Below are 25,881 nucleotides of genomic sequence, written 5' to 3'. Positions count from 1 at the left end.
AGTCAGGCGGCTAAGTTAGTCCGTCGTCGTCACCCGGCTCACGTCTCCGGATGCACTTTTAGTCCGCAGCCAAACTTTGCCGCCAGCTAAGGCGTTAGATTTTACTTTAATACCTTCTGTCGCACTGACCGCATACGGCAACCAACTCTGCCCTTGATCCAGACTGTATTCAATGCTGAGTCCGGGCATCGAGCTATTGGCTTTGAGTTCATCGTCAATCACCACTGCGCCCGGCGGTGGTAGATAATAGCTAACACCGGCTTTGCTCAATTTTGGTAATTCACGTTGCGCCATGACCCGGGCGAAATGTTGCCAGTCCGCGTCGCGTCTTTTGCTATCGGCCGTTGCACCTTCCCAACTAGCCTGATGCCAGGCGCGTTCGGCCAACGGCAACAACCGTGGATATATCATCTGTTCCAGCTGCGTGGCGGTGCGAACCGTTTCTGACCACAACTGCCCTTGCATCCCAATAATGTTTTCCGGTTTTTCCAATGCCGGTAAAGCGCGTCCAATCAGAGCTTCCAAATCGGTAATGACTTCGCCATCACGGGTTTTGTCGGCGTTGGCATAAAGTTCATCTGGCATATAACCGAAGACTCTGGCGTTGTCGCTATAACGGGTTGCCCAGTAATAACCACGCTCTTCCGGATGTGCTTCTTGTGGATGATCAAAATACAAATGGGTGCCATGCGACAAAATCACCTGATAACCGGCATTGGCCAACCGGTTCGCACGGTCGCCGACGCCGAATTCCCAGATATTGTCCCAGACGTTGGCGATCACTTGATTATTGGCGAACTGGTCGCGGTTAAAGGTATTCAGCTTGTCGTACATCAAACCATCTTCCCAGCCTGCCAATGCCAGTTGCCGACTATGCAGCATCGCAGCGACGCGGCTGACGAAATAAGGTTTCAGATCGGCAACGCCGGCAACTGCAGGTAGGTTTTTAGCGAATAACGCCTGACAGGCAGGCGAGCCTTCCCAGGATCCAACACCCACTTCATCGCCACCCATATGATAGGTATTAAGCTTAATGCCGGCCTGACGATACATTTGTTGCAGTTCGTACACCACTTTATCAATAAAGGCATAGCTGGATTCCATGCAGACATTGACCGAGTTGTCGGTGTAACTTTGGACCGTCATATACTTGGATTTGTCGGCTGGATCGCTCAGTAAATAACGGCGGGCTTCTTCGGTTTTACCTTGTGCCAGCAATTTTTTATACCTTGCTTCCATCGACTTGATGGCGGCGCGGGCGTGGCCAGGCATATCAATTTCCGGCACAATTTCAATATGACGGGCAGCCGCAAACTTCAGAATTTCAATAAAATCAGCGGTGCTGTAATAGCCATTACCAGAGCCCGAGGCATGTGGCCCGGTGCCGAGCTGCGTCAACAGACACCGTTGCTCGGTTAAATCAAAACAACGTTTGGCGCCAATTTCAGTAAGTTCTGGCAGCCCCGGAATTTCCAGTCGCCAGCCTTCATCTTCAGTCAGATGCAGGTGCAGTTTATTCAGTTTGTAGCGGGCCATTTGTTCAATCAGCCGCAACGTCACGTCTTTGCCATGAAAGTTACGCGCCATATCGTAATGCATACCGCGCCAACGATAGCGTGGCGCATCATCCACCGACACTCTGGGTAAACTGGCAACGCCCTTACTTAGCTGCACCGGAATTAAACTCAGCAATGACTGCAAACCATAAAAGGCACCGGCATTGTCGGAACCGCGGATCAGAATACTGTCGGCATTAATATCCAGCTGATAACGTTCGGCGCCGGAGATTTTTGGGTCGACCATCAGCACAATTTTCTGCTGATGTTGCTCGTTGACGCCACTTTGGCTTTTTAGAGTGAGACCCGCGGCGGCCAGCTGTTGCTGTAAATAAGTGGCTTCAGTGGTTAAACGCCCTTGGAAATTGATCTGCCAATTGCTGTTCACCTCGGTACGGCCTTTGGCATAGACCGCTTTTTTCGGTGTTGGCATGATGCGGTCTTGCACGGCCTGGCTGGTCAGATCGCCTTCGTTCACCAGCTGGTTTTGCGAAAAGCGGCTGCTGGCAGTGGCGATTGGATATAAATCCGGTTTCGGTTTGGCATAGCGTAACTGTTGTTCCGGTTTAGCAAAGGGCGCGACAAACTGGCTCAGCTGTTCGCTGTCGGTATTGGCGAACAACTCCGGTTGCAACGAGCCCGCCACGATAAAAGCGCGTGGCATAAAATCGGAGAAACTGATCAGTGACGATGAAGCGATAAATCGCAGTTCCAGCTGCTGACCTGCAGCCAGGCCTTTAAATCCGCTAGTGGCCGTTATCCGGTGTAAATCACCTTGCACATGTTCAATCTGCAGGCCAGACGGGACGGCATCAGTTAATTTCCGGATGGCATGGATATAAATCTGCCAGTTGCCGCGTCCCGGAGCTAGGGCGATGTCAGAACTATTTTGCAGCTTGATAAGCCCGACAGGTCCGCCGGTGTGAAAGTTACTTTCAATTGCGAATTCCAGTTTGGCCTTGCTGGCGAACTGCTGTAGTTGCTGTTGTCCGGTAAAATTCTGTGCCAGAAGCAACGGGCTTTGGAAAAGGGCGAACAGCGCTGCGAAGCGCGTTAGTGCTGTATTCATCAAAACATCCCCTGTGACAATTGCCAGCGTTTTTTTCAACCCTGGCTGTTTTAAATATCCGACCTAGCGCGCAGTGTGCTGCAAAATCAATCAAAGTTGAATTGATAAGTTGCTGAAATCAGACAGTTATTTATAATTTTCTGTAGTTTTATTACATTTTTCAGTTTGATTTTTAAACAAGGGTCTTGTTATTTGTCAAAATTATTATATGCTGAACTGAAAAATGACAACGCTGTCAATTCAGGTAATGTACATTTTTCCAGCACTGGTACGCAAGTAAAAAAATCACAGCGTACTGGCAAGAGCAGCAGTGATGCAAAGAGGTTGGTGGATGAGTAACAGTTCAGGGCAACAGGGGCCTTTATATCTTGGCATTGACGGTGGTGGCAGTAAGTGTCGCGTGGTGTTGGTCACTGCTGACAATCAACTATTAGGCGAAGGTCTGGGTGGGCCTGCGAATCCTTTGCGCGGGATGAAAGTGGCAACTGATTCCATTTTAACCGCCACTCAACAAGCCTTAACTGCCGCAGGCATGACGTTTAACGACATGTCGCGACTGATCGTCGGCGCGGGTCTGGCCGGCGTCAATATGCCACAGTACTTCAAGTTATTTTCCGAATGGCAACATCCATTTGCCGCATTTCATCTAACCAGTGATTTACACATTGCTTGTATCGGCGCGCATGATGGCGCTGATGGTGCGGTGATTATCGCCGGCACCGGTTCCTGTGGTCTGGCGGATGTCAAAGGCAAGTTGCTGGATATCGGCGGCCACGGTTTCCCATATGGCGATAATGGCAGCGGTGCCTGGTTTGGCATGCAACTGGTGCATCAGGTTCTGCTCAGCAAAGATCAGCTGATTGCGCCCACTTTACTCAGCGATTTACTGGCTGAAGCCATCGGTACCAGCGCGACACTCGATATCGTCAGCCATTTTATGCACGCAACCCCGACTGTGTATGCCCGTTATGCGCCACTGGTGTTTACTGCTGCCGAGCAAGGTGATGCGACGGCGTTGAAAGTGGTACAACAAGGCGCTGCTTTTATTAATCAAATCGCGCTGAAACTGTTTGAACTAAAGCCACCTCGATTTTCGATGATTGGTGGTCTGGCTTATAAAGTAGTGCCATATCTTGATGCCGCCGTGCAGCAGCAGATCACGCCAGCGCTGGCAGCACCGGAATTTGGTGCTATCTGGTATGCCCGTCAGCAACAAGCTTTATTAAATTCCGCCAAAACGGCAATCGTTAACTGAAGAAGTGAGTAACAGCAAATGACCCCGACTATTATGGCGCAAGAAGCCGCTGAAGCCCCGGCCCGTATTCGCGAGCAGCTCGCTGCTAACAGCAGCACCATCGCCGCTATTGTCAGCCAGATCAACCAACGTGCACCAAAGTTTGTGTATATGGTCGGCCGTGGATCTTCTGATCACGCCGGTGTATTTGCCAAGTATCTGATTGAAATTGAAATTGGTTTACCGGTCGTGCACTCGGCGCCATCGATAGCCAGCGTTTACAACAAACAACTGCAACTTGCGGACGCCTTGGTGCTGGTGATTTCACAATCCGGTCGTAGCCCGGATATTCTGGCGCAAGTGGCAATGGCCAAAGCGGCCGGCGCGATGGTGGTGGCTTTAGTGAACGACACAACGTCGCCTTTAGCGGAACAAGCTGATTTTGTGGTGCCGTTATTTGTCGGCCCGGAAAAAGCGGTGGCGGCGACAAAAAGCTATCTCGCCACTTTAAGCGCCTTATTGCAGTTGGTTGCTGTTTGGTCAGAGCAGCCAGAATTATTAAGTGCTGTGAATGCGTTGCCAGAACTGCTGTTACAGGCACAAGCGTTACCGGCGCAGCTGACACCTGAAGGTGTGGCGAATGTGAAGCATGGTGTGGTGCTGGGTCGTGGTCCTGGTTATGCCATCGCCCGCGAAATTGCGCTAAAACTAAAGGAAGTCTGTGGCATTCATGCCGAAGCTTTTTCCAGCGCCGAGTTTTTGCATGGCCCGGTAACACTGGTCAAAGATCAATTCGCCATTATTGATGTGACAGTGCACGACGAAGCTTATGCCGCACACAAAGCACAAATTAATGAAGTACAAAGCCGGGGTGCCAGTCTGGTACATTTAGATCACGGTGCTTTAGTGACGCATCCGCGAGTGTTACCTTTATTAGTGTTACAACGATTCTATCTGGATGTAGAGGCGGTAGCACGGAGTCGTGGTGTGAATCCGGATGCACCACCGGGGTTAAACAAGGTGACGAAAACGGTTTGATGTTGGTGGAATGGCTTTTCAAATATTTATGAAGAGTGTATTTTGTCTTTCGAATGCTTTTGAAGTGATTGATTCATTCGCAAGCCCAAAACAGCAGAACTAACAGGAAATAGCGTGAGTACAGAACAGATTGCGGTCGCGAAGTTATTTGATGGTGAAAACTGGCAACACAATGTGCGGGTCAGTTTCAGCAATGGTTTGATTCACTCGGTCACAGCCGCCAACGTCAACGAAGTGCAAAATCTGACGCTGGTGCCGGGCTTTATCGATGTGCAGGTCAACGGTGGCGGTGGCGCTTTATTTAATACCGCACCGACCTTACAAACTTTGCGCACTATGGTCAAAGCGCACGCCGGTTTTGGCAGTACTGCATTGTTACCAACAGTGATCACCGACTCAGTCGCTGTGATGCAACAAACCGCTGATGTCATCGCCAGCGCCATCGCTAGCAAATTGCCTGGCGTGCTCGGTGTGCATTTTGAAGGCCCGCATTTATCGGTGCCAAAAAAAGGCGTACATCCGGTGGCGCATATCCGGCCTTTGTCGGAGCAGGAACTGGCAATTTATGCCCGTACTGATCTTGGCGTAAAAATGGTGACTGTAGCGCCGGAAAATATCTCCCCGGCGCAAATTTCGCAGTTGGTGGCACTGAATGTGATTGTTTGCCTTGGCCATTCCAATGCTGAAGGTGCCGTGGTGGAAGCCGCAATTGCCGCAGGCGCTACTGGTTTTACCCATTTATATAACGCCATGTCGCCGCTGACGTCACGCGAGCCCGGTATGGTTGGGGTGGCGCTGGCGGATCCTGACACCTGGTGTGGCATTATTTTCGACGGTCACCATGTCCATCCAACCGCGGCCAAACTGGCGCTGGCCTCCAAACCACGTGGTAAGTTAATCATCGTGACGGATGCGATGTCACCGGTAGGTACCACCGATACTGAATTTGCATTTTTTGATGGCAAAGTCACACGCAGCGGCAATAAGTTAACCGCCGAAAGTGGCCAGCTGGCCGGTTCGGTATTGGATATGGCGGGCGCGGTGCAATATGCGGTAACTGAACTTGGTGTTGAGCAGGGCGAAGCGCTGCGAATGGCAAGTTTATATCCGGCTGAATTTATTGGCCAAGCGAGCACCATGGGCCGGATTGCGCCGGGCTATCGTGCTGATTTGGTGTTGCTGGATGACGCCGGAGTGACCCAACAATGTTGGATTGGTGGCGAATTACAGTTGTAGATTTCGAATATTTTTTGCAAGACAAAATACTGGCGCCGACAACGAGCACCAGATAACAATAACAACAACTCAAGCAACAGAGGTTGAAATGGAAATGGTAATTCAAAAAGAGCAGGGTAAAAATACCTTGCTGCCGATGGTCATCATCGGCACTTTGTTTTTTGTGTTCGGCTTCGTCACCTGGCTTAATGGGTCGTTGATCCCATTCTTAAAAATTGTCTGTGAACTGAACGAGTTCCAGGCACTATTGGTGACTTTTGCGTTTTATATCGCTTATGTGGTGATGGCGCTACCGATGTCGATGCTGCTGAACCGGATCGGTTACAAAAATGGCATGGTGGCCGGACTAGGCATTATGGCGGTTGGTGCGGTGTTATTTATTCCGGCGGCGCAAACCAGTTATTACGGCTTGTTTTTAATCGCTTTGTTCACTTTAGGCACCGGCCTGACCATTCTGCAAACCGCTTCGAACCCTTATATTGTCTGTATTGGACCACGGGAAAGTGCTGCCTTTCGCATCAGTATTATGGGGCTGGTGAATAAAGGTGCCGGTTTTGTGGTGCCGTTAGTCTTTACGGCGGTGATCCTGACTGGTATGGATCAATTCACCCCGGCAGCACTGGCCGCATTAAGCGATACAGAAAAAGCCGGTCGGATCGCTGAATTATCCAATCGTCTGGTGGTGCCGTACGTGTATATGACCATTGCACTGGTGGTGCTGATGGCCTTTGTGAAGTTTTCGCCGTTACCTGAACCAGAGCTGGAAAATGACACTGTTGCCGCAGGGACTCAGAGCCAAACTTCGGTACTGCATTTCCCGCAACTGGTGCTCGGCGTTGTCGCCTTATTTGTTTATGTTGGGGTTGAAGTGATTGCCGGCGATACCATTGGTTTGTATGGTCAGAACCTAAATGTGGCGAATTTTGGCGCACTGACCTCTTATACGATGGCCTTTATGGTGCTGGGTTATCTGGTTGGTGTGAGCTGCATTCCAAAGTACTTATCACAATCACAGGCGCTGCAGGGCTCGGCCATTTTTGGCATGCTGTTTACCTTAGGCGTGATGTTTGGTTCGGCAGAAAGTCATCAGCTTTCTGCAGTTTTATTCGGTTGGTTAGGTGTACCAACAGTGCCGGATACCATTGTATTTTTAGCTTTGTTAGGTTTTGCCAATGCGTTGGTGTGGCCTGCAGTTTGGCCTTTGGCGCTGGAAGGTCTAGGTAAATTCACCGCAACCGCTTCTGCCTTGTTGATCATGGGCATTGCCGGTGGCGCATTATTACCCTTGGTCTATGGTTATTTCGCCCATAGTTCAGGTGACTCACAACTGGCTTATTGGGTGATGTTGCCTTGTTATGCATTTATCCTGTTTTATGCCTTTAAAGGTCATAAAATCCGTCAGTGGTAAAAGATTTTTTAACTGATGTCTCTATCAACGCCAGTGTGTCCGCACTGGCGTTTTCGCTTTGGCTGACTGCAAATTTCCGGAGTTTCTGATGCAACAACCTGTTCGTTTTGTCGCGCTTGATGCGCTGCGTGGTTTAGCCATTGCGCTGATGATCCTGGTCAATACACCGGGTTCCTGGTCGCATGTGTATAGCCCGTTGTTACATGCACCCTGGCATGGTTTTACCTTCGCTGACATTGTGTTTCCGGGGTTTTTATTTGTGGTGGGCGCCGCGATGTTTTACGCCTTTAAACACGCCAGTCTCGACCGGGCGACGGTGCTTAAAATTTTCAAACGTAGTGCGCTGATGTTTTTATGCGGTGTGTTCCTTAATTGGTTCTGGGGGCAGGAGTTTGCCACCCTGCGGGTGATGGGCGTATTACAGCGGATTGCGGTGTGTTATGCCGCGGCAGCGTTGCTGATTTTGATGCTCAGACGCGGCAATAACGCAGCGGGTGCGCTGCAGCTGAAATTACCCTTAGTCGCAGCGGCGTTGCTCGTTGGTTATTGGCTGTTGCTGCAACTGGGTGCCGATCCATACAGCCTGGAAGGCAATATTGTCCGGCAACTCGATTTAGCTGTCTTTGGCGCCGCCCATTTGTATCAGGGTTTTGGCATCGCGTTTGATCCGGAAGGCATTTTAAGTTGCCTGCCGGCGGTGGTGAATGTGTTGCTCGGCTATTGGGTCGCGGCAGGACTTACTGATCGCAATCAGCAACAAGGCTTGCGCTGGTTATTGGCGGTCGGCGCCGTGCTGGTATTGTTAGCGCTTGGCAGCAGTTATTATTGCCCGATTAACAAAGCCTTGTGGACCGGCAGTTATGTCGCGCTCAGTGGTGGTTTGCTGGTGTGGTTATTGGCACTGATGGTGTGGCTGGTCGACATCAAAGGCTGGCGCGCTGTGGCGGAACCACTACGGATTTATGGTTCTAACCCATTGTTTATTTATATGTTGTCCTGGATTTGGGCGGTGATCATTAGCGAATTCCTGGTCTGGCAACAAGCAGGGCAGGCGCTGTCAGTGTATCAGTTCGGGTTTGATTTGCTGGCAACTGTATTGCCGGAAAAGTTAGCGTCGTTGGTGTTTGCGCTGTTGCACGTACTGTTATTCTGGCTGGTGTCGCTGGTGCTGTATCGGAAGAAGATTTTTATTAAGCTATAACTTTTATACCCGGCATCCTTGAAGCCGCAGGGTTGTTGCCTTCGCTCACTCGCCCCAGTCACATAGGACAACTATGCTCCTGGGGTCTCGCTCACTTGTCGCCTACCTGCAACTTCAATGATTTTGGGTATATCCAGCTGACGCTCGCTTTGTGAGATAAGAGCAGTATCCTAGTACCCATGTTGATCTGGCAATCAATACCGGTATTCCCAGCTGCCCGCCACACTAAAGCTTTGGTCAAACTCTGGCCTGAAGTCAGATTTTTCCGCTAACCGCAGCTGAATGCTTAATAAGCCTTTCATCATCGGCCGGCGATGTTCCATTTTTAGCTGCCATACTGCGTCAGATGCCAGTTGCCCCGGTAGCTTTTCATCATAAAAAGCAGCACGATACAGATGCCCGGACCAGCTGATGCCGCCCAACGTCTGATACTGATAACCGGCACTGAGTACTCTGGCATCCGCGCCATAACCACTGCCGATCACCCGCTCAAACCGACGATAACCTTGTGGAAACACTTCACCCTGATAGGCGCAATTGCCGCGCTGCAGGCTGTTTTCACAATCGAGGAAAGTGTCGGAATATTCCAGGTTCAGGGTATGAATGGCGTTTTGCTCGCCCCAATAACTGCGCACGCCAAATAAAGACAGTGCTTTGTCGGGCAGACCGGATTGGTTGTCGTCATCGGCTATTTCGGCGTAAGCGGTCAGTGGCCAGCCAAAAGCCTGCAGGTGATAACTTAAATCCAAAGCGGCACGTTGATCGGCCGGAATTTCATCGGTTTTGTCGTAACTGACTAAATCCCATAAGGTGGTAAAGGAATTACTGCGCCCGGTGCCGCCCCATTGGATCACACGGCTGAGGCCAAGTTCCACTGCAGGCCAGGGCCGAATGGTGGCGCGACCGCCCCAGTATTTGGTGTTATTAGGCTCATCACTGGAAAATAGCTTTTCCATTTCGGCGTCCTGGCCGACAAAAGTGGTGATATTCCATGGGCCTAACCATTGCAGCCATGGCCGCGTATCTGCTTGCCAGCTGTGACGGCTTAATCGCACTGCAGCAATGGGTCTTGCGTTGTTGCTTAACAACAAACTGCTTTGTTGACCCGGCCCCCACCAGACAGAATCTTGATCCAAAGCCAACACCCAGTTGCCCCAAATTCCGGCCACGTAACTACCGTCAGCGACCAATTTCTGGCTTTCTGCGGTAACGCCAGTGATAGGTGTTGCTGTGGCAAATTCATCACGGTAAGTCAGTTGCAAGCGTCCGGCCCAGTTGTCTCCCTGAACTTCATTAAAGAGGGTGATCGCCGCCTTTTCAAAATACTGCTCGCCAAAACTCTGCACATGGGTGTCGTGCGAGTTATAGCTTAATTTAACACCTCGGCTGTGGGTGGCGCGATTGGTATCCAGTGCCGACTTCAAATGCAGCACCGCAAAACGCAGCTGTGGTTCCACCTGATTGACATCAATTTTATTCAAATCAATGGCGATGTTTTTCCACATAATAGGGTAAGTATTGATGGGGCCGGTCAGCAAACCAGCTTGTGCCAAGGTTTGCAGAGACTGGCGCAGATAATTATCGGAAGTATCCAGCCAAGGCGTGGCAAAAGCGGTTGGCGCAAGCGACAGCAGGCAGAGTGCAGCAAGTTTTTTCATGGGGTTAATTTTAACTTCAAGGCAGTTTCAACATGGGCAGGCACAAAACGCGACACATCGCCGCCATGTTTGGCCACTTCTTTGACTAAAGTCGAGGAAATAAAAGTATTTTTCTCCGATGGCGTCATAAATAAACTATCTAAATCCGGGTTCAGTTGCCGGTTCATGCTGGCTAGCTGAAACTCGTACTCAAAGTCCGCCACCGCCCGCACGCCCCGCAATAAAATTTGCGCGTTTTGATCTTTGGCAAATTGCGCCAATAAACCAGAAAAACCAAGCACCCGCACATTGGGGTAATCGACAAACGCCTGTTCGGCCAAAGACACCCGCTCGGCCAGACTGAATAATGGTTGTTTACTGGGGTTTGAGGCTACAGCCAGAATCACTTCATCAAAAATACGGGCGGCGCGCACCACTAAATCGGCGTGGCCATTGGTCAGTGGGTCGAAAGTTCCTGGGTAAATCGCCTTGTTTTTCATATGGTTGTCGTTATCCCTGTGGCGAAAAAAGCACCGGGCCGGAGGTCGGCTAACTGTGCTCTAGAGTTTTTCATCGGTTTGGCGTTACTATATCAAAATAATTCATAAAAAAATAAGCCCATGCCGGTTATGGACAAGAAGCTACGCACCAAAGACAAAATTCTGCAGGCCAGTATTGAACTGTTTAATCAGCAGGGCGAACGGCAGATCACCACCAATCATATTGCAGCCCATCTTGGCATCAGCCCCGGTAATTTGTATTACCACTTTCGTAATAAAGAAGACATAGTCCGGCATATTTTCAAAGAGTACGCCAAGCTGCTGGATAATCGAATTCAGCCGCCCAGCCGTGCTTCAGAAGCCTTGGATGCGTTGGCGCAATACTTAGATGTGGTGTTTGAACTGATGTGGCGTTTTCATTTTTTCTACGCCAATCTGCCGGATATTCTGGCGCGCGATCAAGCTTTACAACAGGATTATCTGCTGGTGCAAAAGGGCGTGCTGAACAAAGTGATTTCGGTACTGCAGGCGTTAAAACAGGCAGAAGTGATTGCGATTGATGAGCAGGATATTCCGACTTTTGCCCATACCATCAAACTGGTGGTGACGTTTTGGATCAGTTATTTAAAAACCCAGGCGCCACATGCCGCTATTGATCAACAACAAGCTTATCAGGGCGTGTTAAAGGTGTTGTTGTTATTTAAACCTTATGCCACCGACCAGGCGATGCCGCGCATTCAGAAACTGCAGCAGCATTATCAGCACCTTGCCGGTCAAATGATGCTGAACTGACAAATTTCAGACCGCACCGTCACGACCATTCGCGCCGGTGCTGCTCTGACCATCTTGGTAATCTGCCGTAAAGACGAAAAAAAGCGCTGCTTTCAACTGCTTTCACTATTACAATGGCCGCGTTTTTATCTAATTTACCCCGCATCTTCAAGGATGACGGGTATAGCCTTAACCCCCTACAGGAGGGCTTTATGCGTACCACCTCTTTCCTTAGTCATATCCAACAACAAATCGATGACGTGAAAAACGAAGGTTTATACAAAGCCGAGCGTATTATCACTTCACAACAATTTTCAGACGTGACCGTTGCTGGTCAGCAAGTTTTAAACTTCTGTGCGAACAACTACTTAGGTTTGGCTAATTCCAACGAGTTAATTCAAGCCGCGCAACAAGGTCTCGACAGCCATGGTTTTGGCGTCGCCTCGGTGCGGTTTATCTGCGGTACTCAGGACATTCACAAACAACTCGAAGCAAAAATCAGTGAATTTTTAGGCACCGAAGATACCATTCTGTATTCCAGCTGTTTTGACGCCAACGGTGGTTTGTTTGAAACCATTTTAGGTGCTGAAGATGCGGTGATTTCTGATGCGCTGAATCATGCTTCAATCATCGATGGCGTACGCTTGTGTAAAGCCAAACGCTACCGCTACGCCAACAACAACATGGCCGAGTTAGAAGCACAGTTACAACAAGCGGATGCCGACGGCGCTCGTTATAAATTGATTGCTACCGATGGCGTGTTTTCAATGGATGGGGTGATTGCAGACTTAAAATCAGTGTGCGATCTCGCCGACAAATACAACGCACTGGTGATGGTTGATGACAGCCATGCCGTTGGTTTTGTAGGTAAAAAAGGCCGCGGTACTCACGAATATTGCGATGTATTAGAACGCGTTGACATCATTACCGGCACCCTTGGTAAAGCATTAGGCGGTGCCTCTGGTGGTTATACTTCAGGTAAAAAAGAAGTGATTGAATGGCTGCGTCAGCGTTCACGCCCGTATTTGTTTTCGAACAGTCTGGCACCTTCGATTGTCACGGCGTCGATTAAAGTGCTGGAAATGCTGGCGCAAGGTGATGATCTACGCGCTAAGCTGTGGGATAACGCCGCCTATTTCCGCGAAAAAATGTCGGCTGCCGGTTTTACCCTGGCGGGTAAAGATCACGCCATTATTCCGGTGATGTTGGGCGATGCCAAAGTGGCGTCAGAGTTCGCCCGTCGCATGCTGGAGCAAGGCATTTATGTGGTTGGTTTCTCGTTCCCAGTGGTGCCAAAAGGTCAGGCGCGTATCCGCACCCAGATTTCTGCTGCACACAGCAAAGCACAGCTGGATAAAGCCATCGACGCTTTTATTCGGATCGGTAAAGATATGGGCGTCATCGCCTGAGGTAACAGCATGAAAGCATTAGCGAAATTAAAAGCAGAACCGGGTATTTGGCAAACTGAAGTGCCGATGCCGGAAGTTGGCCCGAACGATGTGCTGATTAAAATCCGCAAAACTGCCATTTGTGGCACCGACGTCCATATTTTTAAATGGGACGAATGGGCGCAAAACACTATTCCGCACGGTATGGTGGTTGGCCATGAATATGTTGGCGAAGTGGTCGGCATGGGGTCGGAAGTGCGTGGTTTTGTGATCGGCGACCGGGTGTCCGGCGAAGGCCATTTAGTCTGTGGCCATTGTCGTAACTGCCGCGCAGGCCGGGTGCATTTATGCCGTAATACCATTGGTGTTGGTGTCAATCGGCAGGGCAGTTTTGCTGAATATCTGGTGATCCCGGCCTTTAACGTATTTAAAATTCCGGACAATATTCCGGACAGCATCGCTGCTATTTTTGACCCGTTCGGTAATGCGGTACACACGGCGCTGTCGTTTGATTTGGTTGGCGAAGATGTACTGATCAGCGGCGCTGGCCCGATCGGTATTATGGCGGCTGCAGTGGCGCGTCATGTTGGTGCCCGGCATGTGGTGATCACCGATGTGAACCCGTTCCGACTGGAACTGGCGAAAAAAATGGGTGCCACCCGCACAGTTGATGTCAGTAAAGAAGATTTAAAAACAGTGATGGCTGAGCTTGGCATGACCGAAGGTTTTGATGTCGGTCTGGAAATGTCGGGTGTGCCTTCAGCATTCCGCTTAATGCTCGATACCATGAACCATGGCGGCAAAATTGCCATGCTCGGTATTCCACCTTCAGATATGGCGGTGGACTGGAATAAAGTCATTTTTAAAGGTTTGATTATCAAAGGCATTTATGGCCGCGAGATGTTTGAAACCTGGTATAAAATGGCCAGTTTAATTCAGTCCGGTTTAGATTTAACCCCAATCATCACCCACGAAATGCCAATGGCCGATTTCCAGCAGGGTTTTGAGATTATGTGTTCTGGACAGTCTGGGAAAGTCATTCTGAACTGGGCTTAACCAAAAAGCTTTGCAGTACCTTAAAGGTTCGCTTTGCGTGTTGCAAAGCGAACTTTTTAAATCCTGACCGACATTTTCAGCCCGAAAAACGTTATTCCAGCCAGTTAATCTGCCCACGCGCCTGACGGCGTTTTAGCATTAATTCTTCAATCAGCGGTGTTAAAATCAGCTCCATCGCCAACCCCATCTTGCCTCCCGGGACTACCAACGTATTGACCCGCGACATAAAAGAGCCGTTGATCATTTGCAGGTAATAGGGGAAATCGACGTGTTTGATGCCACGAAAGCGGATCACCACAAAACTTTCATCCAGGGATGGAATATCCTTAGCACTGAATGGGTTCGACGTATCCACTGTTGGCACGCGCTGGAAATTGATATGGGTACGGGAAAACTGCGGCGTAATGTGGTTAATGTAATCGTCCATGCTGCGCACGATGCTGGCTTGTACCGCTTCGCGCGAATGGCCACGCTCTGACGTGTCGCGGATGATTTTCTGGATCCACTCTAAGTTCACGATCGGCACCATGCCGATCAGCAAATCAACATGCTGCGCCACATTATTGTCTTCGGTGACCACGCCACCGTGCAGGCCTTCATAAAACAATAAATCGGTATCAGGCCGCAAATCCTGCCATGGCGTAAAAGTGCCCGGCAGTTGGTTATAGGGTACGGCTTCATCAAAGGTATGCAAATAACGTCGGACTTTGGAAATGCCATGTTCGGCATAATGGGCAAAGCAATTTTCCAGTGCGCCAAAGTCGTTGGCCTCAGCGCCAAAATAGCTGATGTACTTGCCTTGTTCTTTGGCTTTTCGCACCGCGACATCCATTTCCGGACGGCTGAAACGGTGAAAACAATCGCCTTCGACCAAAGCGGCATCAATGCCTAAGCTTCTGAAAATATGCGAAAAAGAATTGGTGGTGGTGCTGGTGCCCGCACCACTGGAACCGGTCACGGCAATAATTGGATTTTTATCTGACATTTTTGCTCTTATCTATAATTGCCCTGAACCTACCATAAAGGATAAAGTGAAAGTTCCGCAACCGCTTTTCGGTGGTGTCGCCACCGGCTCATTGGATAGGACGTCAGATGTCAGCTTTAACTCATTGTTCTGTATTTATTTTCGTTGCCGCTTTGTGCAGTAACGCTTGCGCCCAGACCGCTACGACTGCAGCTGTTCCGGCGGCTGTTCCGACACCAGCGCCAACCGCAATCCCAACTTATGATGTGTATCTGGCCGATTTGCTGGATGGCAAAATCGCCAACGTCAAAAAAGTAAATGCCAATGTCGGTTACCACAATCAACCGGCCTTTAATCTGACCGGTACTCAGTTGTACTTCACCTCGCAGCAGGGCAGTGGTGAGAAAAGTCAGATGGACATTGCCCGCTACGATATTAAAACCGGCACCCTCGATTTGTTTCAAAACACAGCATTAAGCGAATATTCGCCAACGGTGCTGCCAGCCGATCAAGCATTGTCGGCGGTGGTGGTGGAAGCGGATGGCAAACAACGGTTATGGCGGTTACCAGTGACCGGCGAGCCAGCAGTGATGTTGCCCGAAGTGGTTGGCGTGGGTTATCACGCCTGGGGACCGGCCGATGATGTATTGCTGTTTATTCTGGGCAAAGATGAAGCAGATCATCAAATAGCCTATCGTAACAGCAACGGCGATCTCACCACCTTGGCGCGCAATATCGGTCGTGGTTTGGCCTGGCGTCCTGGCACCAACGAAGGCTATTTCAGTGAACGTAAAGGCGAGCGGCTAGCGCTCAAAATGTATGAAACCCAGAACATGCAGCAGAGCGCGCAGCTGGTGTTATTGCCGGAAACTGCGCAGGATTTTCGCTGGTGGAACCGGGATTTACTCATCGCGTCAGCCGGACAGAAACTTCACAGCTGGCAGCCCGGTGACAAACGTTGGCAGCGCTGGCTGGATTTAAGCGAGCACTGTGACGGCAGTATCAGCCGTTTTAGTTTCAGTATTGATCAAAAACAGCTGGCCTTTGTCTGTCAGCCTGCAGCGGTGAAACCATGAGCGCGTTATTACTGGCGTTATTAGTAGTTGCGTTGTTGCCCTATCTGGCAAAAATTCCGGTCGCTAAAGCCATGCATCAGTTGGGTGGATATGACAATCACCATCCACGGGCGCAACAAGCGAAATTGGAAGGGCTGGGCCAACGTGCTACTGGAGCCCATTACAATAGCTTTGAGGCCTTGCAGCTGTTTCTGGCGGCGTTACTCAGCTGTGTGATTGCCGGCAACTATGATGGCGTGATGCAGGGTTTGGCCTGGGGGTTTGTGTCGTGCCGTGTTGGGTACATCTTATTGTATTTAATGGATAAAGCGTTATTGCGTTCGATGGTTTGGAGTATCGGTGTTGGTTGTTTGGTGACAATGATGGTGCGGGCTGTGTTGACGGTGAGTGGTTGAGTCATCAAACTATGTTTGATGCTGTGTTATTGGCGGACTAGCCTTCGGCCGAGTCCGCTCTACAGGGCTTAATACGTTTAACACATTGTTTTAAAATGTAAAAATTGTAGGGCGTACTCAGCCAAAGGCTAGTACGCCGCATAACTTGCTCAGCCTTAAAACTTAAAATCCATCACCAGCGGATCGTGATCTGAAGACCGGAACGGTGTTGGTGCATATAAGTTTTTCTGCTGTGCTTTTGACTTGTGCTCGGTATTGTAATCCAGCACCGCCGGTTCATCGGCGTTGATATGCCAATGTTCAAACTGCACCAGTTTTTCCGCCAGAGTTTTTGTCGCTAACGCGTGATCCAAACTGCCCGAGCGGCCTTTGTAGACATAAGACCAATGCGCTGCCGCAGTTTTTGGCTCGGCACCAGGCAAATGCTGCCAACCCGCTTGTTCCAGCGTGGTGACCGGATCTTCTAGCCGATAGGCATTTAAATCACCAATCACCAGCTGATGGGTCGTTTTTTGTCCGGTTGGTTGCGTGGCTAACCAGCTGGCCAGCGTTTTGGCGGCGATAACCCGTGCCGCATTCCAGCACGACTGACCATCGTTGTTATCGTTGTCCGCGCCAGGTAATTTCGGGCAACTGCCTTTAGATTTAAAGTGATTAACGCTCACCAACAACTCAGTGCTCGAACCCTGATGCACAAAACTTTGTGCCAGTGGCGCACGGCTGCCGCGCACAAAAGGCCCGGTTAAATTAATGGCCGGTTGCCCGACAGGTTTGACGCTGGCGATACGGTAAATCAGTGCCACTTTAATTTGGTCAGTACCCGGTTTTTCAGCAGTCTCCACAAAAGCAAATTTCGTGCTGCCGAGCTTTTCATTCAGCAGCCGCACTATGGTGGCTAAAGCGCCATCAGCGGCATAGCCGTTGTTCTCAACTTCCAGTAAACCAATAATATCCGCATCCATCGCACTTAACGCTGCGATCATTTTGCCTTGCTGGCGTACCAGTTCGTCGGCATTGCTGGCGCCACGTTTGGTCGGAAATTGTGGCGTTTGCCCGGCGCCGGTGAAAAAGTTCAGCACGTTAAAACTGGCAACCCGCAGTGCTCCCTCAGGTTTGGCTGTTGGCGTGTTGCTCCGTGGATTGGCGCTATTAAACTCCGGTGCTTTGGTTGGCAACAAACGATAACCGGCTTTGGTTTGCACTAAAAAGCCTTCAATGCCACGTACTTCATCGCCAACCCGCACTGATTTCTCAGCCGATAAACCACCGGTTGGGAACGGGATCGGCTCTGGATTTTGCCTGATGCTGTGGTCATCCAACCAAATTTCATGCAGCTGTTGTTGTTTTTCAAAAGCCTGCGCTTCTGCGCCCGGTTTTGTGACTTCAGTGGCGACCATCAACCGCCGATCAGCCAACAGAATTTCACCGTAACGCGCCAACGGATAACTGTCGTTGACGACCAGCGTTTGCGGAAACACCAGATATTGACCCTCTAACGCTTCCCAGTCGGTGAGTTGTTTGACCGGCAGCTGCAGTTGCAGTTTTGGCAAAGGCTGTTGTTCGGCACAAATTGCGCTGGCGGTTATGTTAGTGAGCGCGGTCATTTTACCAAGTTCGCGCACGGTGCCAGTGAGTTGCAGCAACTGACCTGGTTGATACAGCGCAGCTAACTGACTGTCGGCAATCATTAAAGCTTCAGCAGTCGTTGGATTGCTATCAGCCTTCAGGCTTTGGATCAGTAATGACGGTTGTTTGCTGCCCGGATAAATCGTGCCGAGCACTACACCCTGGGTGGTCAGGGTTTTGCCGGTAAGCGGGCTTTGGGTGCCATCGCCCTGAATTTGTGACACTGGGGTAAAATCGGTGGTGCAACTGGCAGCAACTTGCCATGACAATAAACTGACAGCAAAAGGTAAAACCAGGCAGTGGAATTTGAGTGTTTGCATCGGAATTTCCTGACAGGAACAGAAGAGTGAATAGCGAATATGCGAACCAGCTTAATCAAGTTCAGGTTTTTGGCAAGTGGGGCGGGGCAGAACAGCTTAGAAATAAGCTGGCCGAACTTTGGATCCGGCCAGTCGTTATCAGTTTGTTTAGGCTTGTTGCTCGCGCGCAATAGCCCGATACCCAATATCCCGACGGCTAAACACACCGTCCCAGTGAATTTGGTCAACCAGCTGATAGGCCGCTTGTTGCGCTGCAGTGACATTCGCGCCTAAAGCCGTGGCACAAAGCACCCGGCCACCGGCGGTCAGCACTTTGCCATCGTCAAGTTTGGTACCGGCATGAAACACTTTAGCTTCCAGGTTATCCGCTTGTGGCAGACCTGAAATGACATCACCTTTGCGATAATCATCCGGGTAGCCACCTGCTGCCAACACCACACCCACAGCAGCGCGGCTGTCGAACTGGATCTGGGTTTGATCAAGCTTGCCATCAACGGCGTTTTGGCACAGTTCCACCAAATCAGACTGCAAGCGCAGCATAATCGGTTGGGTTTCCGGATCGCCAAAACGGCAGTTAAATTCCAGTACTTTGCAGGTGCCGTTTGGCGCTACCATTAAACCGGCGTACAAAAAGCCAGTATAAACAGTACCTTCAGCTGCCATGCCATTCACTGTTGGATAAATCACCTGTGACATCACCCAATCATGCACCGCTGGTGTTACCACCGGGGCTGGCGAATATGCGCCCATACCACCGGTGTTCGGGCCTTTGTCGGCGTCGTCGCGTGCTTTATGATCCTGACTAGAAGCAAAAGCCAAAGCGTTTTTGCCATCGACCATCACAATAAAAGACGCTTCTTCGCCGACTAAAAACTCTTCAATCACCACGCGGCTGCCGGCATCGCCAAACTTGTTGCCGGACAACATATCTTCAATCGCCGCAAAAGCTTCAGCTTCGGTCTGGGCGATAATCACGCCTTTACCTGCCGCTAAACCATCGGCCTTGATCACGATTGGTGTGCCTTGTTCGGCGACATAAGCTTTAGCATCAGATACATCGCTGAAAGTACCGTAACTGGCGGTTGGGATCTGGTGGCGGGCCAGGAAGTCTTTGGCAAAAGCTTTGGAACTTTCCAGCTGTGCTGCTGCTTTAGTCGGGCCAAAAATCGCCAAGCCCTGAGCGCGGAAACTATCCACCACGCCACGTGCTAATGGCGCTTCCGGGCCAACAATGGTCAGCGCAATCTGCTCTTGCTGCGCAAACGCTAACAGCGCCGGCACATCGTCAGCAGCAATTGCGACGTTTTGCAGATTGGATTCCAGCGCAGTACCGGCATTACCCGGCGCCACGAACACCTGGCTGACGTTTGGCGATTGTGCAGCTTTCCACGCCAGAGCGTGTTCGCGGCCACCGCCGCCTATCACAAGAACTTTCATTGAAGGATCCACTTATTAAGCTTTAAGTTTACGAATTACGCAGCATCAAATGATTAAGCTTTAGGCTTACGGAATTTCAACGTCATCCGGTCGCTTTCGCCAATCGCCTGATATTTAGCTTTGTCTTTTTCTTTTAACGCCAACACTGGCGGTAACGTCCAAACACCTTCCGGGTGATCAGCGGTATCTTTTGGATTGGCGTTCACTTCGCTGGTGCCTTCCAGCACAAAACCGGCTTGCAACGCGACTTTCACCGCCAGGCTTTGTGGCATATAACCAGATTTGGTCCAATCGCCAGCTGCTTTGGCTTCTGGCAGACGGTGTTCAACTACACCTAACACGCCACCTGGTTTCAGCGCGGCGTAAAAGCTTTTATAGGCGGTCAGCAGGCTTTCTTCGCCTTTTTGCATATACCAGTTGTGCAGGTTACGGAAAGTCACCACTACATCGGCAGAACCGGCAGGGGCAATTTCATATGCTTTGTCGGCGGCAAAACCAGTGACGGTCACACTGCTAAATACCGGATCAGCAGCTAATTTAGCCTGATAAGCGGCCAATGATTTTTTGGCATATTCAGATGTTGAATCAGCCGGTTGATGGGCGGCGTAATATTTGCCTTCGGCTTTTAATAACGGCGCCAGAATTTCGGTATACCAGCCACCGCCTGGAGACACTTCAACAACAGTGCTTTTTGGGGTGACTTCAAAAAAACTTAAAGTTTCAACCGGATGACGATGCACGTCACGGGCTTTGTTGGCGGCGCTACGCACCGGATGATTAACTGCTGCCTGAATGGCGGCTTCGTTGGCAGTGGCGGCGACGGCCGGTGCTGCAGAGAATAATAACGTGGAGAGTACAACGAACGGGGTCAAAGCTTTCATGCGTTTAATCCTTATTGTTGAAAAGAGGCTCTGAAACAGAGCGGCGCTAGTTTAGCAAACCTGACTGCGCTTTGCAGTCGTAAACTGATATTTGCCGCCTTAGGTACGACCAGCCACCAAAAATAGATTGTGAAATGCGTCGAATCGCCGGCCAAGCGGTATAGTCGTGGGATTTGCATTGTTATAGCAGTCCAGACTGCTGATTTTGCTGCACAGTTGGCATTTGCTTATGCTAAAATGCCGCACTTTTTTAAAAAGCTATGTCAAAAACTATGCATTTGTCGCGCGATGCAGCTCCGGAGCGCCTACATCATGTTAGATCAAATCCGTATTGTATTGGTTGGTACCACGCACACCGGCAATATTGGTTCGGTAGCCCGGGCGATGAAAACCATGGGTTTAAGCCAGTTATGGCTGGTGTCGCCCAAAGAGCTGCCAGATGGTCAGGCATATGCACTATCAGCAGGCGCCAGCGAAGTACTGGCCAATGCTAAAGTTGTGGAAAAACTGGAAGACGCAATTAGTGATTGTGGCCTGATTGTTGGCGCCAGTGCCCGTTCCCGCACTTTATCCTGGCCGATGCTGGAGCCGCGCGAATGTGGTGAAAAGGCGGTGATTGAAGCTCAGCAAAAACCGGTGGCGCTGGTATTCGGCCGCGAAAGTAGTGGTTTAAGTAATGAAGAGCTGCAACTGTGTAATTTCCACGTCTGCATTCCTGCGAATCCCGAATACAGTTCTTTGAATCTGGCGATGGCGGTGCAAATTGTCACGTACGAAGTGCGGGTCGCTGCGTTAGCGGCCAAACCGCAGACCGTTGCCGCTGACGACACGATATACCCAAGCTCCGAACAGATGGAGCGTTTTTATCAGCATTTAGAACAAACTCTCAACGACACCGGTTTTATCATCAAACAACATCCAGGTGTCGTGATGACCAAATTAAAGCGGTTGTTTACCCGGGCGCGGCCGGAAGATGCTGAATTAAATATCTTACGTGGCATTTTAACCTCGATGCAGCGTAAGCATAAGCTGGACAATCCAACCGAGTAATCTAGTGGCGCAGGCCTTTTGGGCACAAGGACATTGTATGTTTGCTGGCATTAAAGAAGATATTCGTAGTGTATTTGACCGCGATCCGGCGGCGCGTAGTGCTTTTGAAGTGTTGACTAACTATCCGGGATTGCACGCCATCTGGTGGCACCGGATGAATCACCGCTTGTGGCGCGCGGGCTGGAAATGGCTGGCACGTTTTTTAAGTACCATCGCCCGCTGGTTAACCGGGGTCGAAATTCACCCAGGCGCCAAAATTGGCCGCCGGTTTTTTATCGACCATGGCATGGGCGTGGTGATTGGCGAAACTGCTGAAATCGGCGATGACGTCACGTTGTACCATGGCGTGACTTTAGGCGGCACCAGCTGGAATCCGGGCAAACGCCATCCGACTTTGGGCAACAATGTGGTCATCGGCGCCGGCGCCAAAGTATTAGGTCCATTGTATGTCGGCGAAAATGCGCGGATTGGCTCGAATGCGGTGGTGGTGAAAGACGTGCCACCTGGCGCTACTGTGGTGGGGATCCCCGGAAGAATAGTCGCCAAACAAGATTCGCATGTCAGTGAAGAACGGCAGAACCTCGCGAAAAAATTTGGCTTTGATGCTTATGCCGTCGCCAGCGATAACCCGGATCCGGTCGCCAATGCCATCGGCCGGATGCTGGATCACATCCATTGCCTCGATAATAAAGTGGCTGAGTTATGCCAGAGTGTGAACCAGCTTGGCGGCAATGTCTGTGATGCGGTGCCGACAATGAATATCATTGATGAAGCTTTTTTAGCAGCTGAGCGCGAAGCAGCGGAACAACGCAAAAAAGCCCATGAAGAGTTTGATCCGACCATTTGACCACGACGCGATTGAAGAGTCATTGTAAATAATACCTGAGTGTTTTACTCGGCTTTAATACTTGACTAAATCAGTCAGGAATGTACAATTTGCGCCATTCTGTGGTCGAAGTGAAGTGGAGATCAGATGCGGTTAACATCAAAGGGACGGTATGCCGTGACAGCCATGTTGGATGTTGCTTTACATACCAACGCCGGGCCGGTGCCACTGGCCGACATTTCGGCGCGACAGGAAATTTCCTTATCTTATCTTGAACAATTATTTGCCCGGTTACGTAAACATGGTTTAGTCAGCAGTGTCCGCGGACCTGGTGGTGGTTATCAGTTGGGTCGTCCAGCCGCTGAAATTTCGGTATCCGAAGTGATCAGTGCAGTGGACGAATCTGTTGATGCAACCCGCTGTCAGGGGAAATCGGATTGTCAGGGCGGCGCCAAATGCCTGACCCACACCCTGTGGAGCGACTTGAGTACCCGGATTGAAGATTTTTTAACCCAGATCACTTTGGGTGAATTGGTCAGCCAGAATGAAATTCAAAGCGTGGCCAAGCGGCAGGACAACCGCAAATTAAAGAACCCTGAAACTGAAATTGAAGTCAGCTGCCAGCTGTAGGCTGCAGACGGAGCAGAGCATGAAGTTACCGATTTATTTAGATTACGCCGCTACCACCCCGGTTGACCCGCGTGTGGCCGAAAAAATGATGCAATTCCTGACGATGGATGGTGACTTTGGTAACCCGGCATCACGCTCACACCGTTTCGGCTGGCAAGCTGAAGAAGCGGTGGAAATTGCCCGCAGTCAGATTGCTGACCTCATCAATGCCGATCCACGCGAAATCGTTTTTACTTCAGGCGCGACTGAATCCAACAACTTAGCCATCAAAGGCGCCGCGCAGTTTTACCACAAAAAGGGTAAACACTTAATTACCTGCAAAACCGAACATAAAGCCACTTTAGACACCATGCGTGCCTTAGAGCGCGAAGGTTTTGAAGTGACCTATTTAGAAGTTGAAGCCAGCGGTTTATTAGATTTAGATAAACTCAAAGCCGCCATGCGTCCGGATACCACTGTCGTGAGCGTGATGTTCGTCAACAACGAAATCGGTGTGATTCAGGATATCGCGGCGATTGGCGAGTTATGCCGTGCCAACGGTACGGTGTTCCATGTCGATTCAGCCCAGGCCGCAGGCAAAGTTGAGATCGACTTACAAGCGTTAAAAGTCGATTTAATGTCGTTTTCTGCGCATAAAATTTATGGCCCTAAAGGCATCGGTGCCTTGTATGTGCGTCGTAAACCACGGATCCGGTTAGAAGCCCAAACCCACGGTGGCGGCCATGAACGTGGCATGCGTTCAGGTACTTTACCTACGCATCAAATCGTCGCGATGGGCGAAGCATTCCGGATTGCTAAACTGGAAATGGCGGCTGAAAATGCCCGTTTTGCCACCTTGCGTCAGCGGTTGTGGGATGGCATTCAGGACATCGAACAAGTGTTTTTAAATGGTGATGCCACCCATCGGGTCCCAGGTATTACCAATATCAGCTTTAACTATGTCGAAGGTGAGTCGTTGATTATGGCGCTGAAAGATATCGCCGTGTCGTCTGGCTCCGCTTGTACTTCAGCCAGTTTAGAACCTTCTTACGTATTGCGGGCTTTAGGTCTGACTGACGAATTAGCGCATAGCTCCATTCGTTTCAGCATCGGTCGTTTCACTACCGAACAACAGATTGATCACACCATTAAAATTGTGCACGAAGCCATTGATAAGCTTCGAGCCATGTCGCCGCTGTGGGACATGTACAAAGATGGTGTGGATTTAAATACAGTAGCCTGGGTGGCGCATTAATTTTTAATCGACCACCCTTTGGCGCTCTACTTATACCTGCATCTTCAAAGATGACGGGTATAAGGGAGTAGTGCAGTTGAACGAGGTAACAAATCATGGCTTATAGCGAAAAAGTAATAGATCACTACGAAAATCCACGTAACGTTGGCGCTTTTGCCAAAGATGACCCGACTGTTGCTACCGGCATGGTTGGCGCTCCGGCGTGCGGCGATGTGATGAAACTGCAAATCAAAGTCAGTGCTGACGGCATTATCGAAGATGCCAAGTTCAAGACTTACGGCTGTGGCAGTGCGATCGCTTCCAGCTCCTTAGTGACTGAATGGGTCAAAGGCAAAAGCCTGGACGAAGCAGCATTGATTAAAAACACCGATATCGCGCAGGAACTGGCGTTACCACCGGTGAAAATTCACTGCTCAATTCTGGCGGAAGATGCCATTAAAGCGGCGATTGCTGACTATAAATCTCGTCACGGGAGCTAAGTAGTTATGGCGATTTCGATGACTGCAGCTGCTGCCGATCGGGTTCGCAGCTTTCTGACCAACCGCGGCAAAGGTTTAGGTTTGCGGGTTGGCGTGAAAACCACCGGCTGCTCTGGCCTTGCTTATGTGCTGGAGTTTGTCGACGAACTGAACGACGACGATCAGGTGTTTGACCATGACGATCTGAAATTGATTGTCGATGGCAAAAGCCTGGTCTATATCGACGGCACTCAGCTGGATTTTGTCAAAGAAGGCCTGAACGAAGGGTTTCAATTTAATAACCCGAACGTCAATGGCGAATGTGGTTGCGGCGAAAGTTTTACGGTCTGATTTGGCGGTTCGATGAATTATTTCCAGCTGTTTCAGGTGCCGGCGCAGTTTGATCTTGATCTGACTGAGCTTGGTACCCGCTATTTAGAACTGCAACGGAATTTTCATCCGGACAACTTTGCCGCGGGTTCCGAGCGTGATCGATTACTCGCGGTGCAACAAGCTGCCAATATCAATGACGCTTATCACAGCCTGAAACAGCCTTTGCTTCGAGCCGAGCATTTACTGGCGCTGCGTGGCGTGAAAATCAGCCATGAACAGCGTAGCTTCACCGATACCGGCTTTCTGATGCAACAAATGGAACTGCGCGAATTGCTGGGCGATATTCTGCATTCTTCTGATCCATACGCACTCATTGACGAAGCTGAACAACAAATCCAACAGCAGAAAAATGTCCTGCTTAAGCTACTGGCGCAAGCGCTGGAAGCCAATCACCACGAGCAGGATCTGCAAGCGGCTGATATAATCCGCAAACTTAAATTTTTCTTTAAACTGCAGCATGAGCTGGAGTTAATCGAACAGCAACTACAAGATTAAAT

General features: G+C 50.2%; 24 protein-coding genes. 17 read left to right on the top strand and 7 right to left on the bottom strand.

Annotated elements, in window-relative coordinates; translation table 11 throughout:
• Positions 1–15 precede the first annotated feature (15 nt).
• Positions 16–2,625, bottom strand: coding sequence for a family 20 glycosylhydrolase (locus EOE67_RS01185; RefSeq protein ID WP_127697227.1), 2,610 nt, complete (start codon positions 2,623–2,625; stop codon positions 16–18).
• 331 nt (positions 2,626–2,956) lie between these two features.
• Between EOE67_RS01185 and nagK the strand changes: the two genes are divergently transcribed.
• From nagK to EOE67_RS01160, 5 genes are all read left to right on the top strand, one after another.
• The gene (nagK, locus tag EOE67_RS01180; RefSeq protein ID WP_127697226.1) at positions 2,957–3,880 is read left to right on the top strand and encodes an N-acetylglucosamine kinase; all 924 of its coding nucleotides are present in this window, start codon (positions 2,957–2,959) and stop codon (positions 3,878–3,880) included.
• A gap of 18 nt (positions 3,881–3,898) precedes the next feature.
• Positions 3,899–4,897: a glucosamine-6-phosphate deaminase NagB-II gene (nagB-II, locus tag EOE67_RS01175; RefSeq protein WP_127697225.1), complete on the top strand. Its 999-nt coding sequence runs from the start codon at positions 3,899–3,901 to the stop codon at positions 4,895–4,897.
• 114 nt (positions 4,898–5,011) lie between these two features.
• Positions 5,012–6,133: an N-acetylglucosamine-6-phosphate deacetylase gene (nagA, locus tag EOE67_RS01170; RefSeq protein WP_127697224.1), complete on the top strand. Its 1,122-nt coding sequence runs from the start codon at positions 5,012–5,014 to the stop codon at positions 6,131–6,133.
• 88 nt (positions 6,134–6,221) lie between these two features.
• Entirely contained in the window at positions 6,222–7,541 is a 1,320-nt protein-coding gene (locus EOE67_RS01165; protein ID WP_206099389.1) for a sugar MFS transporter, read from the top strand.
• Between the two features lie 88 nt (positions 7,542–7,629).
• Positions 7,630–8,742, top strand: coding sequence for an acyltransferase family protein (locus EOE67_RS01160; protein WP_127697223.1), 1,113 nt, complete (start codon positions 7,630–7,632; stop codon positions 8,740–8,742).
• A gap of 194 nt (positions 8,743–8,936) precedes the next feature.
• On the opposite strand, the gene EOE67_RS01155 is transcribed toward EOE67_RS01160, so the two are convergent.
• Both EOE67_RS01155 and coaD read right to left on the bottom strand, forming a co-directional pair.
• Entirely contained in the window at positions 8,937–10,400 is a 1,464-nt protein-coding gene (locus tag EOE67_RS01155; RefSeq protein ID WP_127697222.1) for a capsule assembly Wzi family protein, read from the bottom strand.
• Positions 10,397–10,879: a pantetheine-phosphate adenylyltransferase gene (gene coaD, locus EOE67_RS01150; protein ID WP_127697221.1), complete on the bottom strand. Its 483-nt coding sequence runs from the start codon at positions 10,877–10,879 to the stop codon at positions 10,397–10,399. Before coaD ends, EOE67_RS01155 begins: the two co-directional genes overlap by 4 nt.
• A gap of 129 nt (positions 10,880–11,008) precedes the next feature.
• Here coaD and EOE67_RS01145 point away from each other — a divergent pair, with 129 nt between their 5' ends.
• From EOE67_RS01145 to tdh, 3 genes are all read left to right on the top strand, one after another.
• Positions 11,009–11,671 carry a TetR/AcrR family transcriptional regulator gene (locus EOE67_RS01145; RefSeq protein WP_127697220.1) on the top strand — a complete coding sequence of 221 codons (663 nt, stop codon included), beginning with the start codon at positions 11,009–11,011 and terminating at the stop codon, positions 11,669–11,671.
• A gap of 191 nt (positions 11,672–11,862) precedes the next feature.
• On the top strand, positions 11,863–13,059 hold the full coding sequence (locus EOE67_RS01140; protein ID WP_127697219.1) for a glycine C-acetyltransferase: 1,197 nt from the start codon (positions 11,863–11,865) through the stop codon (positions 13,057–13,059).
• A gap of 9 nt (positions 13,060–13,068) precedes the next feature.
• On the top strand, positions 13,069–14,094 hold the full coding sequence (tdh, locus tag EOE67_RS01135) for an L-threonine 3-dehydrogenase (RefSeq protein WP_127697218.1): 1,026 nt from the start codon (positions 13,069–13,071) through the stop codon (positions 14,092–14,094).
• 91 nt (positions 14,095–14,185) lie between these two features.
• Here the strand turns inward: tdh and EOE67_RS01130 are convergent, their stop codons facing one another.
• The gene (locus EOE67_RS01130) at positions 14,186–15,079 is read right to left on the bottom strand and encodes a phosphoribulokinase (protein ID WP_068067545.1); all 894 of its coding nucleotides are present in this window, start codon (positions 15,077–15,079) and stop codon (positions 14,186–14,188) included.
• Between the two features lie 107 nt (positions 15,080–15,186).
• On the opposite strand from EOE67_RS01130, the gene EOE67_RS01125 reads away from it, so the two are divergent.
• Both EOE67_RS01125 and EOE67_RS01120 read left to right on the top strand, forming a co-directional pair.
• Entirely contained in the window at positions 15,187–16,134 is a 948-nt protein-coding gene (locus tag EOE67_RS01125; protein ID WP_127697217.1) for a TolB family protein, read from the top strand.
• The gene (locus tag EOE67_RS01120) at positions 16,131–16,529 is read left to right on the top strand and encodes an MAPEG family protein (RefSeq protein WP_127697216.1); all 399 of its coding nucleotides are present in this window, start codon (positions 16,131–16,133) and stop codon (positions 16,527–16,529) included. The genes EOE67_RS01125 and EOE67_RS01120 overlap by 4 nt, the downstream gene beginning before the upstream one ends.
• Before the next feature lie 155 nt (positions 16,530–16,684).
• Here the strand turns inward: EOE67_RS01120 and EOE67_RS01115 are convergent, their stop codons facing one another.
• From EOE67_RS01115 to EOE67_RS01105, 3 genes are all read right to left on the bottom strand, one after another.
• Positions 16,685–18,475, bottom strand: a complete 1,791-nt coding sequence (locus tag EOE67_RS01115) for an ExeM/NucH family extracellular endonuclease (RefSeq protein WP_127697215.1) — start codon at positions 18,473–18,475, stop codon at positions 16,685–16,687.
• A gap of 147 nt (positions 18,476–18,622) precedes the next feature.
• Positions 18,623–19,912, bottom strand: a complete 1,290-nt coding sequence (gene purD, locus EOE67_RS01110; RefSeq protein ID WP_127697214.1) for a phosphoribosylamine--glycine ligase — start codon at positions 19,910–19,912, stop codon at positions 18,623–18,625.
• A 53-nt stretch (positions 19,913–19,965) separates the two neighbouring features.
• Positions 19,966–20,793, bottom strand: coding sequence for a class I SAM-dependent methyltransferase (locus EOE67_RS01105; RefSeq protein ID WP_127697213.1), 828 nt, complete (start codon positions 20,791–20,793; stop codon positions 19,966–19,968).
• Positions 20,794–21,105: 312 nt separating this feature from the next.
• Here EOE67_RS01105 and trmJ point away from each other — a divergent pair, with 312 nt between their 5' ends.
• The 7 genes from trmJ to hscB all read left to right on the top strand — a co-directional run bounded on the left by trmJ (position 21,106) and on the right by hscB (position 25,879).
• Positions 21,106–21,843, top strand: coding sequence for a tRNA (cytosine(32)/uridine(32)-2'-O)-methyltransferase TrmJ (trmJ, locus tag EOE67_RS01100; protein ID WP_127697212.1), 738 nt, complete (start codon positions 21,106–21,108; stop codon positions 21,841–21,843).
• A gap of 4 nt (positions 21,844–21,847) precedes the next feature.
• Entirely contained in the window at positions 21,848–22,690 is an 843-nt protein-coding gene (cysE, locus tag EOE67_RS01095) for a serine O-acetyltransferase (protein WP_276317426.1), read from the top strand.
• 126 nt (positions 22,691–22,816) lie between these two features.
• Positions 22,817–23,299: a Fe-S cluster assembly transcriptional regulator IscR gene (gene iscR / locus EOE67_RS01090; RefSeq protein WP_068067523.1), complete on the top strand. Its 483-nt coding sequence runs from the start codon at positions 22,817–22,819 to the stop codon at positions 23,297–23,299.
• 19 nt (positions 23,300–23,318) lie between these two features.
• Positions 23,319–24,533, top strand: a complete 1,215-nt coding sequence (locus tag EOE67_RS01085) for an IscS subfamily cysteine desulfurase (protein ID WP_127697210.1) — start codon at positions 23,319–23,321, stop codon at positions 24,531–24,533.
• A 95-nt stretch (positions 24,534–24,628) separates the two neighbouring features.
• Positions 24,629–25,012, top strand: a complete 384-nt coding sequence (iscU, locus tag EOE67_RS01080) for a Fe-S cluster assembly scaffold IscU (RefSeq protein ID WP_068067517.1) — start codon at positions 24,629–24,631, stop codon at positions 25,010–25,012.
• A gap of 6 nt (positions 25,013–25,018) precedes the next feature.
• The gene (gene iscA / locus EOE67_RS01075; RefSeq protein WP_127697209.1) at positions 25,019–25,342 is read left to right on the top strand and encodes an iron-sulfur cluster assembly protein IscA; all 324 of its coding nucleotides are present in this window, start codon (positions 25,019–25,021) and stop codon (positions 25,340–25,342) included.
• 12 nt (positions 25,343–25,354) lie between these two features.
• Positions 25,355–25,879: a co-chaperone HscB gene (hscB, locus tag EOE67_RS01070; RefSeq protein WP_127697208.1), complete on the top strand. Its 525-nt coding sequence runs from the start codon at positions 25,355–25,357 to the stop codon at positions 25,877–25,879.
• Positions 25,880–25,881 lie beyond the last annotated feature (2 nt).

This window comes from Rheinheimera riviphila (assembly GCF_004005945.1).
Taxonomy (GTDB): domain Bacteria; phylum Pseudomonadota; class Gammaproteobacteria; order Enterobacterales; family Alteromonadaceae; genus Pararheinheimera; species Pararheinheimera riviphila.
The sequence above is the reverse complement of the archived record's forward strand: the minus strand, read 5'-3'. Positions and strand labels throughout refer to the sequence as shown.

Coding starts and splice junctions, on each gene's coding strand:
- EOE67_RS01185 (WP_127697227.1), bottom strand. CDS start 2,625: ATGAATACAGCACTAACGCGCTTCGCAGCGCTGTTCGCCCTTTTCCAA.
- nagK (WP_127697226.1), top strand. CDS start 2,957: ATGAGTAACAGTTCAGGGCAACAGGGGCCTTTATATCTTGGCATTGAC.
- nagB-II (WP_127697225.1), top strand. CDS start 3,899: ATGACCCCGACTATTATGGCGCAAGAAGCCGCTGAAGCCCCGGCCCGT.
- EOE67_RS01165 (WP_206099389.1), top strand. CDS start 6,222: ATGGAAATGGTAATTCAAAAAGAGCAGGGTAAAAATACCTTGCTGCCG.
- EOE67_RS01160 (WP_127697223.1), top strand. CDS start 7,630: ATGCAACAACCTGTTCGTTTTGTCGCGCTTGATGCGCTGCGTGGTTTA.
- EOE67_RS01155 (WP_127697222.1), bottom strand. CDS start 10,400: ATGAAAAAACTTGCTGCACTCTGCCTGCTGTCGCTTGCGCCAACCGCT.
- coaD (WP_127697221.1), bottom strand. CDS start 10,879: ATGAAAAACAAGGCGATTTACCCAGGAACTTTCGACCCACTGACCAAT.
- EOE67_RS01145 (WP_127697220.1), top strand. CDS start 11,009: ATGGACAAGAAGCTACGCACCAAAGACAAAATTCTGCAGGCCAGTATT.
- EOE67_RS01140 (WP_127697219.1), top strand. CDS start 11,863: ATGCGTACCACCTCTTTCCTTAGTCATATCCAACAACAAATCGATGAC.
- tdh (WP_127697218.1), top strand. CDS start 13,069: ATGAAAGCATTAGCGAAATTAAAAGCAGAACCGGGTATTTGGCAAACT.
- EOE67_RS01130 (WP_068067545.1), bottom strand. CDS start 15,079: ATGTCAGATAAAAATCCAATTATTGCCGTGACCGGTTCCAGTGGTGCG.
- EOE67_RS01125 (WP_127697217.1), top strand. CDS start 15,187: ATGTCAGCTTTAACTCATTGTTCTGTATTTATTTTCGTTGCCGCTTTG.
- EOE67_RS01120 (WP_127697216.1), top strand. CDS start 16,131: ATGAGCGCGTTATTACTGGCGTTATTAGTAGTTGCGTTGTTGCCCTAT.
- EOE67_RS01115 (WP_127697215.1), bottom strand. CDS start 18,475: ATGCAAACACTCAAATTCCACTGCCTGGTTTTACCTTTTGCTGTCAGT.
- purD (WP_127697214.1), bottom strand. CDS start 19,912: ATGAAAGTTCTTGTGATAGGCGGCGGTGGCCGCGAACACGCTCTGGCG.
- EOE67_RS01105 (WP_127697213.1), bottom strand. CDS start 20,793: ATGAAAGCTTTGACCCCGTTCGTTGTACTCTCCACGTTATTATTCTCT.
- trmJ (WP_127697212.1), top strand. CDS start 21,106: ATGTTAGATCAAATCCGTATTGTATTGGTTGGTACCACGCACACCGGC.
- iscR (WP_068067523.1), top strand. CDS start 22,817: ATGCGGTTAACATCAAAGGGACGGTATGCCGTGACAGCCATGTTGGAT.
- EOE67_RS01085 (WP_127697210.1), top strand. CDS start 23,319: ATGAAGTTACCGATTTATTTAGATTACGCCGCTACCACCCCGGTTGAC.
- iscU (WP_068067517.1), top strand. CDS start 24,629: ATGGCTTATAGCGAAAAAGTAATAGATCACTACGAAAATCCACGTAAC.
- iscA (WP_127697209.1), top strand. CDS start 25,019: ATGGCGATTTCGATGACTGCAGCTGCTGCCGATCGGGTTCGCAGCTTT.
- hscB (WP_127697208.1), top strand. CDS start 25,355: ATGAATTATTTCCAGCTGTTTCAGGTGCCGGCGCAGTTTGATCTTGAT.